The organism is Lysinibacillus sp. Y5S-8, assembly GCF_036894365.1.
GTDB classification, from domain to species: Bacteria; Bacillota; Bacilli; order Bacillales_A; family Planococcaceae; genus Lysinibacillus; species Lysinibacillus fusiformis_D.
The window spans coordinates 4,004,770-4,021,278 of record NZ_CP145889.1; the positions used below are offsets into that span (position 1 = coordinate 4,004,770).

Here is a 16,509-nt window from a genome sequence, read left to right on the forward strand (position 1 = left end):
CGATTATTTTTAGGAAAGGCCGGATTGACATGCTTTATGCACTTTTAGGAGATTTACATTCTAATATAGAAGATACTAAAGCTGTTCTAGCTCATATTCAACAAACAGCAGAGGAAGCAAAAATCATTGGTTTAGGTGATTTATATGAATGCACCGTCAGTAAGAAAAAAGCGCAAACCTTATCTGGCTTACCTTTACAAAAGGCAGCCATAGTAGAAAGCGAATTTGAAGAATTACTAACCTTCCCCTCTATAAGAGGTAATCAAGAGGAACGCATTACGCAGGTCACTGGCATCGAACGTTTTCAGGCTTTACCTGAGACGATAGAGATAGATGGTGCGACACTAATACACGGACATCAATTTAAATGGAGTGTAAGCTGGCAGCCAACATTCCTTCCTTTTCATAAGCCACTGTTTTTCTTTGGTCATAGTCATGAATCAGGCCTTTATCATCAGCAAAAGAAACTACCCATTCGTATTCGCTATGGCCAACCAATTGCCTTACAAAATAAACAGTATGGTGTCAATGTTGGTTCTGTTGTCGACCACCGTGAATGGTGTCTTTATGATAGCACACAGCGCACCGTAACATTTATGTGTGTCCCATCTATTGATTCATCAACAGAAATATAAAAAAGAGCGAGCTAATCCCGACATTAGCTTGCTCTCGAATTTCTAGTGAATATATTGTTTTTTCCCGTTCAATAAAATTTCCTTTAAGGCCTTTAGTTTTTCAATTACAATATATGATTCTTCTGTAATTTCCTTCAGATATTTTTCAGCCTCCCTTTTATTGCCTATATTATATTCTCGCACCGCCTTTTTAGCTATATCATGAACATGAATAAATGGTTGTTCTAACTCTACATAGACACGCTCTTCGCCTAGTAGCTTTTTTCCTGTACCATAATACCATTCACCAAGGCGCGACTCCTGTGGTGAGCCAACATCCTGCTCTGTCATTGTTTCAAAGCCAAGCAGTAGATTATAGATTTTCCAGCGCCATAATAAATGGTCTGTAATAGCTAATTCAATAATATCCTCCTGACTAATAATAAAATTTTTAGAAATTGTTGTTGATCGGTACCCGTCAATCATTTTACTTAACTTGTAGATAGCAGAGCCCATATCAAAAACGATGACCTTACTTTTTTGCATACTCTCCGTGATAGTATGGTTACGTTCAGAAATAGTTGTAGCAGATTGTGCTTGTACCTTTGTCGTTGTGGCAATTTCCTCAAAGCGAGCTCCTTGCTGCTGTAGACTTTTATTTATCTCTGCAAGCGTCTGTGAAATATGTAAGGTATCCGTGACGCCTTGATGTAAATCCTGTGAAAATTGAGTTGTTAGTGAACTAATATTATGAGTAATATGTAGTAGCTCCTGTATATCTGTATGTATAGATTTGACAGATGTACTTGTATCATCAGCAAGCTTTCGAACTTCCTCCGCAACAACTGCAAAGCCTTTACCCGCTTCTCCAGCACGAGCCGCCTCAATAGAAGCATTTAAAGCCAATAAATTTGTTTGATCTGCAATTCTCTTAATTAATTCCATCAGCTTCGCTACACTATTGACACGTTCCACTAAACGCTTTATATCCTCCTGCATGGATTTATGACCTTCATCGGTTGTTTGTAAAATGGATGATACTTGTTGTAACGATTCTAAATCCTGATTTAATTTTTTAAAGGCATGCTTTGTTTGGGCTGAAATATCACCAACAGATGCGGCGATTTCTTCAATACTCTCATCTAGCTCGTGCATCAATTGATCTGCTGCAACAATCTCCTGTTGCTGAATATCTTGAAATTCAATCAATTCCTTAATCGTATCTAGCTGGGTATTATAAGTAATAATTTCACCTAAACCATTTACAACAGAGCCAGCCTGAATTTCAATATAGGTTTCTAAAATGATCTGTTGGTCGATCGTTACTAGACTATCATAAGACAATAGGACATCCAGCATTTTTTCTTGATCCCGTGATAGCTCTTTGACAATCAGCGGTATGATTAATTGGTTAATGAGTGTATAGGCAGAAATCATCCAGTTCGGCAGTACACCGATTCGTGCATGTACATAAGCGATTTTACGTCGTTTAAATACATAATCTAAATCTAATTCATCATCAAATAGGCTTATAAAATGTGAATCAAAAAGCCCTTTTAAACGCTCTACTGATGAATGCGTATTGATAACTTGGTTAAATTCTGGAATTTCCAATAAACGATCATAAAAATTGTCGAGTATTTGTTGGCGATTATTTTCATAGATTTTGCGTAAAAATCCAACAGATTCTCTTCTAATTCTAGATAAAGCAAGAAAATCTAGCTTTTCTTTAAAGCGTTCATTAGCCTCAATATCTGAATTTTTCGCAGCTGAGAAATAATCATAATTTTGATTTATTTTCTTCCTTTTGAACATTGTTACCACTCCTTTTGTAATAAAGTAAATAAAAATTACCAATATTTTAAAACGAATTATAGATCTTTCTTCATTACCTTCAACTAATAAAACATATATATTTTACCAACAACACTAATACAAAAATAGATTTTCAAAAAATTCTTTACATCTTCTTATTCTTTTGTCCACTTTATTGACAATTTCTCATTTTCCCTGTTAAACACTATTTTTACACAGAAAAAACGCTAAAATCATGTCTGACTTTAGCGTTTTACATAAAGTGTTAGCATTCGCAATCACACTTTTGTAAGCTATCTAGTAACTTTTCCATAACTTCTAGTTGCTCACAAAGCGTTTGAATCATACAACGTAAAATAGGGATTAATTCTTGGCAAATACAGAATCTCAGCACATTTTGTGCCAGACGTATACCACCCTGATGATGGACAATCATTTCTCGTAGATAATTGATATTAATGCTATTAGATACTGGTGGTGCACACATTGCATTGAACATAGCTTCTGTAATTTCTTTGTAAGCACACATATACTCGTATAATTCATACTCTGAATTTTGCACGACACAACATCGATTTTGTATCGCTTCAAGACTCTCAACCATTTCTGTGTGAGTTCGAATAATTTCTAATGCGAGATTTTGTACAGGGATATTCGTTGTATAGCGTAAAACGTTTTCGGACATTTGAATTGCTGCAACTTGATGAGGGATAATTTGCTTAATAAAATTTTCAGAAATACTACAAGTAATCGTTACATAGGTCATGCCCTGCATCATTTTTTTGAGGATTCGCTGATATTCCTCTAAATATGCCTTTGTTACATTACTGAGTTCAATTGGTTTAGCCATAAGACACACTCCTTTCAGAGTAATGTATGCCCGCTAGGTTGTTGTGCGATAGACAATTGTACCAATGACTCCATATTTACAGCCTCATTCATCGTAATCATTATCCTTGTTCTTTCTTATATGTATCTAAGCATGTTGGACAAATACATGTCCTTTGCTCCGTTTGCACTACATCTAATAGCTTTTCTGGAAAGCGTACCGTCATACACCAGCACTCTTTTTCACCTTTTTCTACTCCACAATGATTTTCTCCCCCACATAATGGACATCTCTCTTCTTCAGTTGACATGTTCCTGCACCTCCTTTACCTACCATTGTAAAATAAAAAAAGGAAGAGCATTCAATACTTACTCCTCCTACTACGCTTATTGTTGGTGCTTGTGTATATCTTGCTTTACTTCTTCTATATCTGTGTCACTATAAATGGCCGTCCCCTGCCCTCCACTTTTAGCTAACAATGCCTTTACCTCATTATAGGATAATCCTGCATCTGCATTTTTTTGCTTTACTTCATTAATATTCGTGCCCGCAGATGTAAAATGGGCTTCTTTTTCATGATTCATAGCGTTTTTACCTCCTACAATTCATCTGGCTGCATTTCAATTAATTCATCGCCTTCTCTTTTTACTCGTTTATTGAGCTCCTCTACTGGAATGGCGTCGACAGTTTGCATATCTTCATGCAAATCGAAAAGACTAATTGTATCTGATTCAACCATGTCAGGTTTGTCCTTGCTATTTAAATTCATAAACATTTTCTTTTCATGTGGTACTTTACTCATGTCCATTTCTGTCACACTCCTTTCTCTATAATGTGTGTAGAGCTGGACAGATTATGTGTCACTCCCTTTTGCACCTTTATCAATTCGATAATATTTAGCTATTTGAATCACTCGTACATACTTTGTGTGCAATTCATGGTAAATGCCCCTACTATCCGTAAAGGAGATATATTGATCACGTTCACTTTTCACTAATTTCTCTGCCTCTTGTTGTGATTCAATATCAATTACGCCTCAGCGTAATTGCCTTAGTGTTGAAAAACAAAACAGTCAATTGAAAGGAAGAAATGGATTTCCGTTGCAGGCTACTTGCTTTCCTGTGGGCGAGCGCCGAGCCGCTTCCTCCGCTACCGCTCCGTTTAGAGGCTCGCCTGTCTCGCTATCCCATGGGAGTCAAGTAGCCTTCCACTCCAACCCACAAAAGTGTTATCTTTTTAGCGAAATTTTCAAATAAAGTGAAGGTGTTCACTACTTTTTATGAAGAGGTGTTGTCACGCATCACTTCTCCATATTGAAAATAAGAGTTTATCCCTTCTAAGAATACAGATAATGGGCTATTTGATCGCTATACTACTATGAAAAAAAGTAAAGACACTTTGCAGAATGGTTGATTGGAGTGGAGCCAGCGTCACTCCTAGAGGATTTAGCGTCACAGATGAGACCCTGGAGCGAGCGCAAGTGAGTGAAGCGGCTCATCGGACGCCCCCTGGAAAGGGCGCTGGCGGAACGGAAATCAACCTCTCACCTTGCAAATTTGCTTTTTCTGCCGTTGACATCATCTTTTTTCAACAACATGTCAATTACGCCTCAGCATAATTGCGTCCAGATTTTTTCACGTTTACTCGAAAAGTTCCTCTTCAAAATCTGTGACATCTGCTAGGGCTTTTATTTTGATTCAGTCGGTGTTTGGACACCCACTAAATCAAAGAGAACAATTTATGCATTCATCTCACCACCTATAGAGGTGAGCGTTTTTTGCTGAATCAAGATAAATGAATCTTCGAACATAGTGCAATCCATCAAAAAAATACGTAATTTTAAATTCCTTCATTTTATATGCTCCTTGATCCTGCAATGTTATCGCTTATTTTATCAAAAAGCTGAAATATCTTGCGTCCTTAAAATTACATAAATCATTTGAAGCATATAGTAAAATCATAAACCTTTGCAGAGGAGGGAATAATAATTGATTCATACAGTTAAAGCTGGAGAAACACTGACTCAAATTGCTCAGGATTATCGTACTCCGTTGGCATCCATTATTGCTGCTAACCCAGGAATCCAGCCTGATCATCTTTTTATTGGTCAACAAATTGTCATCCCGGGCTTGCCAAATCCCGATACAATTCCTTACCGTATCGAAATATCTACCAATAATCGCTGGCTACGTTTATATAGAAATAATATCCTTCAAAAGCAATACCCTATCGCAGTCGGACGCATGCTTCATGAAACACCAGTAGGCAGTTTTATTATCATCAATAAAGCTCCAAACCCTGGTGGTCCTTTTGGAACGATGTGGATGAGTCTCTCTAAAGAACATTATGGAATTCATGGCACAAATGATCCTAGCTCTATTGGGCATGCTGTTTCGCATGGTTGTATTCGAATGCAAAATCAAGATGTTGAAGAGCTTGCCAGTATCGTCCCTATTGGTACAGAAGTAGTGATCCATCCCTAACGAAAGAGGCTTTCTATAGTTGTCAACCAAAATAGATAGCCTCTTGTGATGTTTAATTCTGTTCGCTTGTCTAGGCAAATTGAATATCACCCTTTTTTGAGGGATAAAGCGCATCATGAATAAATTGAGCATGATTTCTAGCCAATCCCTATATATATGCCACAAAATTAGACAATGATTTACCTCTTTTTGTGAAATACAATTAGTAGCATTGTTGTTTTCGTATAGGATGAAATGCTAAAAGCTATACTACCTATAGTTAAAGGAGAGCTATAGGAGGGAATACGTTGTCCACAAGTAAACAGTTATTATCCATATTTGCCTTAGGTGGCATTAATGAAATTGGAAAAAATATGTATGTAGTACAATATGCAGATGACATCATCATTATTGATTGCGGAGCAAAATTTCCAGATGAAACCTTACTTGGTATTGATTTAATTATTCCTGATATTACTTATTTACTGGAAAATAAAGAAAAAGTGAAGGCTCTAATTGTTACGCATGGCCATGAAGATCACATCGGTGGTATCCCCTATTTATTAAAAAAATTGAATGTGCCTGTGTATGCTACTCGTTTTACTCTAGGGCTTATCGAATTAAAGCTCAAAGAACATAAGCTGTTAAGAGAAACCGATTTAATTGAAATTCACGCTGACTCCGCTCTACATTTAGGACAAATGGATATTAGTTTCTTTAGAACTAATCATAGTATACCTGATTGTTTAGGAATCGTAATGGGCACTCCTGAAGGGAACGTAGTCCATACTGGCGATTTTAAATTTGATTTAACACCCGTTAATAATCAATTTGCCGATATTCATAAAATGGCTGAAATCGGTTCAAAAGGAGTGCTCGTTCTTATCTCGGAAAGTACGAATGCAGAGAGGCCAGGTTTGACACCTTCTGAACAGCTTGTTGGTCACCATATTGAGGATGCTTTTTTACATGCTGAACGGAAAGTAATCATTTCCACCTTTGCTTCAAACGTTAATCGTATCCAACAAATCGTACATGCAGCTATTGCTACCAATAGGAAGTTAGCTTTATTGGGACGCAGCATGGTCAATGTTGTTGATGTAGCGATAGAACGGGGCTATTTATTTGTTCCAGAAGATATGTTAATTGATGCACGAGAAGTGAAATACCTTCCACCAGAGGAGGTCGTGGTACTTTGCACAGGCAGCCAAGGCGAGCCTCTAGCTGCGCTTGCCCGTTTAGCAAATGGCAACCATCGTGAAGTGAAAATTCTACCAGATGATACAGTTATTTTAGCGGCCTCCCCCATTCCAGGCAATGAGAAGGGTGTTTCGCGTATTGTGGATAATTTGTTTCAGCTTGGTGCAAAAGTTATTTATGGATCTTCCAGCCATACGGGTATGCATGTTTCAGGACATGGTCATCAAGAAGATTTGAAGCTCATGCTGACGTTTATGAAGCCACAATTTTTCATTCCTATTCATGGTGAATTCCGCATGCTACACCAGCATCGCTTATTAGCAGAAGCGGTTGGTGTCCAAAAAGGGAATACCTTTATTATGAAAAACGGCGATGTCGTTGATATTGAAAACTCGAACGCACGACAAACTCGTAAAATTCCAGCAGGTGATACGTATGTTGATGGAATCGGCATAGGTGAAGTTGAAGGCATTGTCCTTCGTGATCGCAAGCAGCTTTCAGAAGACGGAATGCTTGTCATCGTCTTAACACTCAATAAAGTAGATGGTGCTTTTATTTCAGAACCTGATACCATATCCCGTGGTTTTGTTTATGCGAAGGATTTCGAGGAGCTGTTGAATAAGGTCAATGTGCTTACCAAAGAAATCGTTGTAGAACTACAAGAAGAAAACAGACAGCAAATCCATGTTCTACGACGTGAAATCAAAAGAGCAGTAGGACAATATTTATTTAACCAAACTAAACGAAAGCCTATGGTTTTACCAATTATTATTGAAATATAACTGATCGGTGCAAGGATTGAACGATCCATCTTGCACCGATTTCTGTTTTGTTCAATCACTTAACACTAAAAGGATCATTCAAAAAAATCACCATTAAAAAATATATGTAACATATCAATATATTGCCGTTGGAGCTGTTCAAAGCCATAATGTATGTCATTTGAATGCCGTTTTACTTGCTTTGAAATATCATTAAAATACTGTGGGAGTCCCTCTATCGCCGTTACTAAAGAATCTTTATTAACTAATAAATGTTGGATAGCGTTTAATAGCTGTGCTATGTGAAGCTGAATATCAATCGGTGGTAATTCAATTATTATATGATAGACATTACACACGTTATTATTTACTTGATACCATTTTAAAAAGTGAAATAAATAATCACTGACAATTATCGATTCATTAGGGATGATGGCAATAATATCCTGACCAATACATACAGCCTTTTTACACTGATAGATTGAGGATTCTTTCAAATTGATTTTGTTAAGAAGGATACTTTTAGCAGGCACTTGTGACATAGTCAGCGAATCCATTGTATGATCAACTCTCGGTACTTGACTAAAATCATCTTCTATTATTAATTTCATTAGCGTTTTTTCGGTTATGAAAGGAGTGCCTTCTCTCGCAAAACTTGTATCATTCATCATGCTATTACCCATTTGGATTTTTGCTACTTCTTCTATAAAAAAATGCTTCACCATGTTTGATCCTCCAATCCCCTGTCCCATTTTATACCCTTAAAGCAACCTTCACTAACGCCTTTTACCTAGTAACTTATTTAGGCTATTTGTCTAATAAAAGATTTCTCATTAAACATTGTACCATTTTAACGGTACATTTTCTCTATTATACCACTATAATAGTATAGTCATTTCCACTATTTTTCACTAGCTTTTAACATAGAGGTGAATCATATGTCAGATTTTTTAAAGCTAGTAGGTGAACAACTCCGTATTATTAGATTATCCAAAGGGCTAAGCCAAGAAGAAGTCGCTGAAAGAACAGGGAAGTTAGGTTTCAGTAAAGGACGCGTTTCCAATATCGAACACGGACAATCTAATATTACCCTTAGTACATTGGAAACAATTATGAAGGCATTGGATATTACCCCTGAGGAGCTTTTTAATTTTCAAAAATTATCTGGCGTTACTGATATTGAGGAAAAGAACCTCATGCTAGACATTCATCGATCATTATTAAGAGAACGTAACTTAGACGAGGTAAAATACGTAGTTCGTATTACGAAGGATTTTTTAGATACGATTGATTCCCAATCGAAGAAAAACAGCTCCAATGGTCAATGACACATCGGAGCTGCTTCTTTTCAATAATAGCTACATACCAAACTTTTGACGATAGCCACATTTTCTGCATAGTTCCTCAACAGCCTCTCTTCGTGAGAAGCCATCTACAATCTTATTGGCACGTTCTCCCTCCACAATTTCTGAGAAGGATTTCTCATGGACATTTCCTAAATTAATGACACCTTCTCCATCTAAGCAGCAAGGTACAACTGTTCCATCCACAAGAATAGCTGCTTGACTACGCAATGCATGACAAAAACCTTTACCCTCGTCCTCTTGCTCAAGCAAGCTCGGCCATTTAAATTCATGATCCTGATTCAAATAAACATGAGGAGCAATTTTTACCCCTTTACCAGGCTCTACTCTTTCTTCAATGTGATAGTCAAGGTTATACTCGTTTTCTAATATTTCTAATGTCTCACGATTTCGACGTGCTGCAACATCCGAAACATGATCCTGTTGTAAATTCCATAAACGATAGGAAATGATGGTTTTATATTCTCTAGCGTCCCGCACAAAATCCAAAATATCCCCCAAATATTTTTCACGGTTTTCAGAACCTTCATGCCCATCAAAACTATGCAATGAGAAATTAATTTGACGTAATGCCGGTTTTCCTAATATTTTTTCCCGATTCTTTTTGATAAGTGTCCCATTTGTTGTGATATTGACTTTAAATCCCTTTGCATGGGCGGCATCTAATAGCTGGTCGATCCTTGGGTGTAAAAGTGGCTCTCCTTTGACATGCAAATAAATATATTTGGTATGAGGGCGAATTTCGTCTAATATTTTATTAAATTGTTCGACTTTTATAAGTCCTTTTGCACGAGCTGTAGGTGGACAAAAACTACATGCTAAATTACAAACACTCGTTATTTCTATATAAACCTTTTTAAATGTTCTCAACGTTGCTTCTCCGTTCCCATTCACTAAATAATCAAATCTCATTCATTTTAACAAATTTATTGGATAGATAGCAAAAATCGTTGAGCTTACCTCTGGACACTCCTACCTTTTCTCTAGATAACATGGCTACACGTACAAGTGGGTTTACGAAGCGCTAATATGTTAATAGTATATTAAACGAAAGGAGGAGAAATAATGTCTGGTTTTAGTTCTAAAAATTTTTTTGGACCTGACGAACCTGAGCGGGAATCCTCTAATAAGCAAGGGAAAAATCATATAACGATTAATTTTACATTCAATATAGGAAATACAGACTTTCACTTTGAACAGCGAGCAGAAGGTGGAGGTCAAATCAATCATGATGTAGGTACAAATGCCAACCAAGGTGGACAAAATGCTAGTAACGGTAGTCATACACGCAATGTTCATTCTCAATTTGCTGACGGAAATGGCAGAAGTGGTATAGCTGGTAATCATAATGACGAGGCAGGTGGCCAGCAAGGAATAAAAGTACGAGATAGCTTAGTGATTGATAGCGATATCCATTCATCTTCAAATCATAGTGAAAGTAATGAAGAGGACATCGATGTGTTAACTGAAGATAGTGAGCAGTAGGATCTAAAAAACTTCTATCTGTTTGAGCAAGCTGTCAACAGATAGAAGTTTTTTATTAGACATTACGTTTATAATTTTTTGTACCATCATATGAATAGAGCATTGGCTTATTATCCACGTATGTTTCTAAATGTACCGGGCGACCCCATAGTTGATAAATATAAGGTAATACATTTTCTAAATACTGCGGATCTAACTCCATCCCTTCGTAACCATGTACTAAGTAGAGCTCACCATTACGTAAATAATCGCCATTTTTCACCACAATATATGGGAAGCCGCCGTTTACACGCATCGATACAAGCTGATCTCGTACCATCTCATGATCCTTATCAGTGATACGATATTCATTCCCTTTCTTTTGGAACAAATATAAATCTTCTCGCTTTGCCAAATCTTTGGTTAGGTAGTTTCGAATAAAGGAAATATCTGATTCTATCTCTCTTACCTCAAAGATTTTTTCACGTCCGGTGTTTGGCTGCACGCCTAACCGCTTCATTTCCTCTGTAGGGTTATTATAGCGATTTTCAATATCCTCAAAAATTTTTATCCCAAGGTAATATGGATTAATTGATGTTTTGGACGGCTGGACAACCCCTGCATTTAACTTGGCGAATTCGATTGTCTCAGCGGTTGTTAATTTTAATTCTCGCATGATTCTTTGATGCCAGAAGGAAGCCCATCCCTCATTCATTATTTTCGTTTCCAATTGTGGCCAAAAATAAAGCATTTCCTCCCGCATCATTGTTAATATATCTCGTTGCCAGTCTTCCAACTCACGGCTATACTCCTCTAGGAATAACAGGATATCCTTTTCTGGCTTTGGTGGAAATTGCTTTAATCTTCGTCTAATAGGTTTATACACTTTTTCTTTTTCTTCGATGCTCCACAAATCATCGTATGGTGATTTTGCTGGTGTTTTTTCATCTTCAAGCTCCTCATCCTCACTCCAAGATAGTTTAGGGCGTATAATGGAGGGATCAATATGCTCTTGAATAGCTAACACTGCATCTAAAAACTGCTCAACCTCATCCTTGCCATATTCTCTTTCATAGCCAGCTATTCGTTCGGCCGTTGCCGTCATGCTCTCTACCATATCTTTTCTAGTATTGGAAAAACGCACATTATTTTTAAAGAAATCACAGTGTGCTAATACGTGAGCGATAATCAATTTATTTTGAGTTAACGTATTGGTATCCAATAAAAATGCATAGCATGGATTAGAATTGATCACAAGCTCATAAATCTGACTAAGCCCTAAGTCATATTGAAGCTTCATTTTATGAAATTGTTTTCCAAAGCTCCAATGGGAAAAACGCGTAGGCATACCGTAGGCGCCAAATGTATAAATAATATCTGCTGGACAAATTTCATAACGCATTGGATAGAAATCTAAGCCAAAGCTTGAGGCAATTTCGGTAATTTCATCTATTGCTCGGTGAAGCTCTTTCGTGTCCATTTTACGCCGCCTCCTTTGAACGTGGTGCTGAGCTCACTCTTCATTTTTTTTGAAAAAGCTCTTTAAGGCATCGTATACATCGCCCTTTTTTCTCAAAACATGATATCTAAATTTGGGATCATCAATTTTCTTATAAGTATACATAAGTGTTGAAAAACGGTTATGTTGGTTCACCTCACCATAGCCAAACATACTGGAGACATCCATTAACTCTCCCACCAGTTTCAAGCACTTTTCATTATCCATTGAAATATTTTCACCATCTGAGAAATGTACAGGATAAATATTATAGCGAGAAGGATGATATTTACCCTCAATCAATTCCAGTGCCTTTTTATAAGCTGACGAACAAATAGTTCCTCCACTTTCTCCCTTTGTGAAAAATTCCTCCTCCGTGACCACCTTCGCCTCTGTATGATGGGCAATAAATTCTATTTCCACTGTTTCATACTTGGAGCGTAAAAACTTCGTCATCCAAAAGAAGAAGCTCCGTGCGCAATATTTTTCAAAAGCTCCCATCGAGCCACTCGTATCCATCATGGCAAGTACTACTGCTTTGGATTCGGGCTTTTCAATCTCATCCCACGTCTTGAAACGTAAATCATCATTATGGATAGGCGTAATTTCAGCTTTCCCTTTCATAGCATTGCGCTTTATTGCATTTAAAATCGTACGTTTTTTATCAACATTGCCCATTAGCCCTTTTTTTCGAATATCATTAAACTCTATTTTTTCGGTTTTAATATCTGCTTTTTCTTTTTGTTGTAAATTAGGTAACTCAAGTTCATGAAATAAGACGTTCTGAATTTCCTCAATACTGACTTCCGCTTCATAATAATCTTGGCCAGGCTTGTCACCCGCCTCTTTTCCTTTACCTTGAGCCTGATTTGCTTTACTGCCATCTCGAGCTACTACATCTCCAACACTACTATCCCCTTGTCCTTGCCCTACATGCTTAGAGTTATCATAGTTATATCGAATTTTATATTCATCAAGTGAACGAATCGGTATTTTAATAACCTCGCGACCATTAGACATCACAATACTCTCTTCACTAACTAAATCGGGTAAATTATTCTTAATCGCATCCTTCACTTTTTCCATATGGCGTTGCTGGTCCTGGTGCCCTTTACGATGGAGAGACCAATTTTCCTGAGAGATGACAAAGCGTTTATTTTCGTGTTCAGTCATTTTTATCCTCACCCATCTATCAAATTCGCTTTTTCTATACTATGCTTGTGAGCCAAATTCTTGAACTTTTTTCGTAAAATGAATTGTGCATCTATATTAATCCCTTGTCCTGATAGTAAAAGGAGTGCCCTAAAAATGGGACACTCCTATCTGACTTGTAACAATCCAAATCAAGGTGAAAATTAATTACCGATTGAGTAGACTTCCTACATATTGCAGCAGCTCATTTGCCGATGTTGTATTATAGCCATGTTCATCAACCAGTCTAGCAACAACCTCATTAATTTTCTTCAGTTGAGATTCATCTGGCATTTTAGAAGAAGTAGTAATTTTCACAACATCTTTCAAATCTGCAAATAATTTCTTCTGAATCGCTTCTCGCAATCTTTCATGAGAGTTGTAGTCAAATCGTTTACCTTTTCGTGCATAAGCAGAAATACGAATGAGAATTTCCTCACGAAATGCCTTTTTAGCATTTTCTGAAATACCAATTTGCTCCTCAATCGAGCGCATTAATTTTTCGTCAGGATTCATTTCCTCACCAGTTAATCGATCGTATAGCTTATTTTTATTACAAAATGCCTCTACATTATCAAGGTAATTGTTCATCAATGATTTTGCCGATTCTTCATAGGAGTACACAAAAGCCTTTTGTACTTCATTTTTAGCAATTTCATCATATTCCTTACGTGCAACCGCAATGTAATTCATATATTTTTCGCGATCCTCTTGAGAAATAGAAGCATGCTGATCTAATCCATCCTTCAGTGCCCGTAAAACATCTAATGCATTAATCGATGGCACCTCTTTGCGAATAATAGCAGAAGAAATACGGTTAATGATATAGCGTGGATCAATACCGTTCATCCCTTCGCTCGGAAACTCTTTTTTCAGCTCCTCCAAGTCAACGGAATTAAATCCCTCCACATTTTCTCCGTCGTACAAGCGCATTTTCTTAATCAGATCCACACCTTGTTTTTTCGGCACTTCTAATCTAGTGAGCACCGAAAAAATTGCTGCGGCCTTTAAAGCATGCGGTGCAATATGGACGTGGGACATATCACTCTCTTTTATCATCTTTTGATATATATGCTCTTCCTGACTAACTTTTAAGTTATACGGTATCGGCATAACGATAATTCGAGAATGTAATGCCTCATTCTTCTTGTTCGAAATAAAGGAACGATACTCCGTTTCGTTTGTATGAGCAACGATTAATTCATCTGCACTAATTAAAGCGAATCTCCCCGCTTTGAAATTTCCTTCCTGTGTTAGAGATAATAAGTTCCACAAGAATTTTTCATCGAGTTTCAGCATCTCCTGGAATTCCATCATACCCCTATTGGCTTTATTGAGTTCCCCGTCGAAGCGATATGCTCGGGGATCTGATTCTGAACCAAACTCACCAATGGTAGAAAAATCAATACTTCCTGTTAAATCAGCAATATCCTGTGATTTAGGATCTGATGGTGTAAATGTTCCGATACCCACACGTTTATCTTCTGAAAAAGTAATACGTTCAATTATCACGTTTTCAATACGCCCATCGTATTCCTTTTCAAGACGCATCGTATTTAAAGGCGATAAACTTCCCTCAATTCTTATACCATACTCTTCAAAAAATTCATTACGTAAATGATGTGGAATTAAATGTAATGGATCTTCATGCATAGGACATCCCTTAATTGCGTAAACCGCGCCCTCATCTGTGCGCGAATATTGTTCTAATCCACGCTTCAGTAAAGTAACGATTGTTGATTTACCACCACTAACAGGTCCCATTAATAATAAAATACGTTTTCTAACATCTAACCTGCGCGCTGCTGGATGGAAATATTCCTCCACCAGTCTTTCAATTGCTGTTTCAAGCCCAAAAATTTCTTGTCCGAAAAATTTGTACATTTTTTGCCCATCGCGTTCCTCTACACCAGAACTTTTTATCATATTGTAGACGCGTGAATGGGCTGTTTGAGCAACTTCAGGTCTTTCCCTAATGATGTTTAAATAATCTGCAAATGTCCCTTCCCACTTCAGCCTATTTTCTTCTTCGCGATAGTTTTTCACTTTATCTAAAATGTTAATAGCCTTCCCTCCATTCAGGGCTTGATTTATAACATAGTATGAAGTTAATCGCATGATGATACCCATTACTTTTTCTTTGATGACGTTTCTTCTTATTATTTCTTTTTTATGGATAAAAAGATTGCGGTTCTATTGGCTGTTTAAGCTTACTGAATGAAGATAAAAATTTCGGTTATTCTAACGTTAGAAAGGAGGTCCATCATTGCATCGCCATTTTATTTTTCTTTTCACATTTTTATTTTTAGGAATGATGCTGTACCCTACTGCCTCTTTTGCAAAAGAGGAGCTAACAGAAGAAGAAGCTTTACAACAGCGTATGTCCTATTATGTACAATTTGATGAATTACTCATTCCTTGGCATTTTTTAGCGGCTATCGATCAGTATGAAAGAAATCTCCAATCTGTTCGTAAAGATATCCCTAAACGAGAAGGCTATTTGGCTATCCAATTTTCTGATGAATATTGGTCAGGCGCATTAAATCCTGTAAAGGAAGATACCTCACCTGAGACGATTAGCTATTTCGGTGGTATGGGCCTTGATGGGAATCATGATGGAATCGCTAGTCCAAAGGATGATGAGGATGTCATTTTTTCAATGGCTAGTTATTTAGGAAAATTCGGCACGACTGATGAGGATTTTAAATTAGCATTATGGGAATATTATGGAAGTGAAGAGGCAGTCAATCAAATTTTTACGATTTCCACACTGTACAGACATTTTAAAACAATTGAACTGGATGCACATACCTTCCCACTCAATATTCGTTCGAATTACAGTTACAGGGGTACTTGGGGTGCCAATAGAGGCTGGGGTGGACGTCGGATTCATGAAGGAACCGATATTTTTGCAAGTTATGGAACCCCTGTATTATCTACCTCCTATGGAATTGTTGAGGTAAAAGGCTGGAATCAATTTGGTGGCTGGCGTATTGGTATTCGTGATAATCATAACTCCTATCACTATTATGCCCACCTTGGTAGCTATCATAAGGACATTGAGGTAGGCTCCGTTGTAGAGCCTGGCACGGTGCTTGGCTATGTGGGAAGCTCTGGATATGGGAAAGAAGGTACATCAGGAAAATTCCCTCCTCATCTTCATTATGGTATTTACAAATTTAATGGAAGAACCGAATGGGCTTTTGATCCATACCCTTCCTTATTGCAATGGGAGCGGCAAGCAAAAAAACAAAAACAATAGATCTTTTATAATACATGGCACTTGAAGCATTTTGCTACAGGTGCTTTTT

General features: G+C 37.3%; 17 protein-coding genes. 6 read left to right on the plus strand and 11 right to left on the minus strand.

The window, feature by feature from the left end; genetic code table 11:
- Positions 1-29: 29 nt before the first annotated feature.
- The gene (locus tag V6670_RS19635; RefSeq protein WP_036123370.1) at positions 30-635 is read left to right on the plus strand and encodes a metallophosphoesterase family protein; all 606 of its coding nucleotides are present in this window, start codon (positions 30-32) and stop codon (positions 633-635) included.
- A gap of 42 nt (positions 636-677) precedes the next feature.
- Here V6670_RS19635 and V6670_RS19640 read toward each other — a convergent pair whose 3' ends face one another.
- The 6 genes from V6670_RS19640 to V6670_RS19665 all read right to left on the minus strand — a co-directional run bounded on the left by V6670_RS19640 (position 678) and on the right by V6670_RS19665 (position 4,252).
- Positions 678-2,429 carry a protoglobin domain-containing protein gene (locus V6670_RS19640; protein WP_338651906.1) on the minus strand — a complete coding sequence of 584 codons (1,752 nt, stop codon included), beginning with the start codon at positions 2,427-2,429 and terminating at the stop codon, positions 678-680.
- Between the two features lie 265 nt (positions 2,430-2,694).
- Positions 2,695-3,279: a DUF305 domain-containing protein gene (locus V6670_RS19645; protein WP_338651907.1), complete on the minus strand. Its 585-nt coding sequence runs from the start codon at positions 3,277-3,279 to the stop codon at positions 2,695-2,697.
- A gap of 100 nt (positions 3,280-3,379) precedes the next feature.
- Positions 3,380-3,568: a cysteine-rich CWC family protein gene (locus V6670_RS19650; protein WP_141905446.1), complete on the minus strand. Its 189-nt coding sequence runs from the start codon at positions 3,566-3,568 to the stop codon at positions 3,380-3,382.
- Between the two features lie 76 nt (positions 3,569-3,644).
- Complete coding sequence (locus V6670_RS19655) at positions 3,645-3,842, minus strand: hypothetical protein (RefSeq protein WP_036123382.1); 198 nt, start codon at positions 3,840-3,842, stop codon at positions 3,645-3,647.
- 14 nt (positions 3,843-3,856) lie between these two features.
- Entirely contained in the window at positions 3,857-4,066 is a 210-nt protein-coding gene (locus V6670_RS19660; RefSeq protein ID WP_058843711.1) for a hypothetical protein, read from the minus strand.
- Positions 4,067-4,111: 45 nt separating this feature from the next.
- Complete coding sequence (locus V6670_RS19665) at positions 4,112-4,252, minus strand: hypothetical protein (protein WP_338651908.1); 141 nt, start codon at positions 4,250-4,252, stop codon at positions 4,112-4,114.
- Between the two features lie 994 nt (positions 4,253-5,246).
- Here V6670_RS19665 and V6670_RS19670 point away from each other — a divergent pair.
- Together V6670_RS19670 and V6670_RS19675 are read left to right on the plus strand one after the other, a co-directional pair.
- Positions 5,247-5,741 carry a L,D-transpeptidase family protein gene (locus V6670_RS19670; RefSeq protein ID WP_141905447.1) on the plus strand — a complete coding sequence of 165 codons (495 nt, stop codon included), beginning with the start codon at positions 5,247-5,249 and terminating at the stop codon, positions 5,739-5,741.
- 287 nt (positions 5,742-6,028) lie between these two features.
- Entirely contained in the window at positions 6,029-7,702 is a 1,674-nt protein-coding gene (locus V6670_RS19675; protein ID WP_141905448.1) for a ribonuclease J, read from the plus strand.
- Positions 7,703-7,776: 74 nt separating this feature from the next.
- On the opposite strand, the gene V6670_RS19680 is transcribed toward V6670_RS19675, so the two are convergent.
- On the minus strand, positions 7,777-8,406 hold the full coding sequence (locus V6670_RS19680) for a hypothetical protein (protein WP_338651909.1): 630 nt from the start codon (positions 8,404-8,406) through the stop codon (positions 7,777-7,779).
- 213 nt (positions 8,407-8,619) lie between these two features.
- Between V6670_RS19680 and V6670_RS19685 the strand changes: the two genes are divergently transcribed.
- The gene (locus V6670_RS19685) at positions 8,620-9,009 is read left to right on the plus strand and encodes a helix-turn-helix transcriptional regulator (protein WP_004225641.1); all 390 of its coding nucleotides are present in this window, start codon (positions 8,620-8,622) and stop codon (positions 9,007-9,009) included.
- A 30-nt stretch (positions 9,010-9,039) separates the two neighbouring features.
- On the opposite strand, the gene V6670_RS19690 is transcribed toward V6670_RS19685, so the two are convergent.
- Positions 9,040-9,915 (minus strand): radical SAM/SPASM domain-containing protein, encoded by an 876-nt coding sequence (locus V6670_RS19690; protein WP_058844185.1) that lies wholly within the window; start codon positions 9,913-9,915, stop codon positions 9,040-9,042.
- 195 nt (positions 9,916-10,110) lie between these two features.
- Between V6670_RS19690 and V6670_RS19695 the strand changes: the two genes are divergently transcribed.
- The gene (locus V6670_RS19695; protein ID WP_101966921.1) at positions 10,111-10,530 is read left to right on the plus strand and encodes a hypothetical protein; all 420 of its coding nucleotides are present in this window, start codon (positions 10,111-10,113) and stop codon (positions 10,528-10,530) included.
- 55 nt (positions 10,531-10,585) lie between these two features.
- On the opposite strand, the gene V6670_RS19700 is transcribed toward V6670_RS19695, so the two are convergent.
- From V6670_RS19700 to V6670_RS19710, 3 genes are all read right to left on the minus strand, one after another.
- Entirely contained in the window at positions 10,586-11,989 is a 1,404-nt protein-coding gene (locus V6670_RS19700; protein WP_036123402.1) for a SpoVR family protein, read from the minus strand.
- A 33-nt stretch (positions 11,990-12,022) separates the two neighbouring features.
- On the minus strand, positions 12,023-13,180 hold the full coding sequence (gene yhbH, locus V6670_RS19705; protein ID WP_036123405.1) for a sporulation protein YhbH: 1,158 nt from the start codon (positions 13,178-13,180) through the stop codon (positions 12,023-12,025).
- 186 nt (positions 13,181-13,366) lie between these two features.
- Complete coding sequence (locus V6670_RS19710; RefSeq protein WP_338651910.1) at positions 13,367-15,316, minus strand: PrkA family serine protein kinase; 1,950 nt, start codon at positions 15,314-15,316, stop codon at positions 13,367-13,369.
- A 148-nt stretch (positions 15,317-15,464) separates the two neighbouring features.
- Here V6670_RS19710 and V6670_RS19715 point away from each other — a divergent pair, with 148 nt between their 5' ends.
- On the plus strand, positions 15,465-16,460 hold the full coding sequence (locus V6670_RS19715; RefSeq protein ID WP_036123406.1) for a M23 family metallopeptidase: 996 nt from the start codon (positions 15,465-15,467) through the stop codon (positions 16,458-16,460).
- Positions 16,461-16,509: the final 49 nt, after the last annotated feature.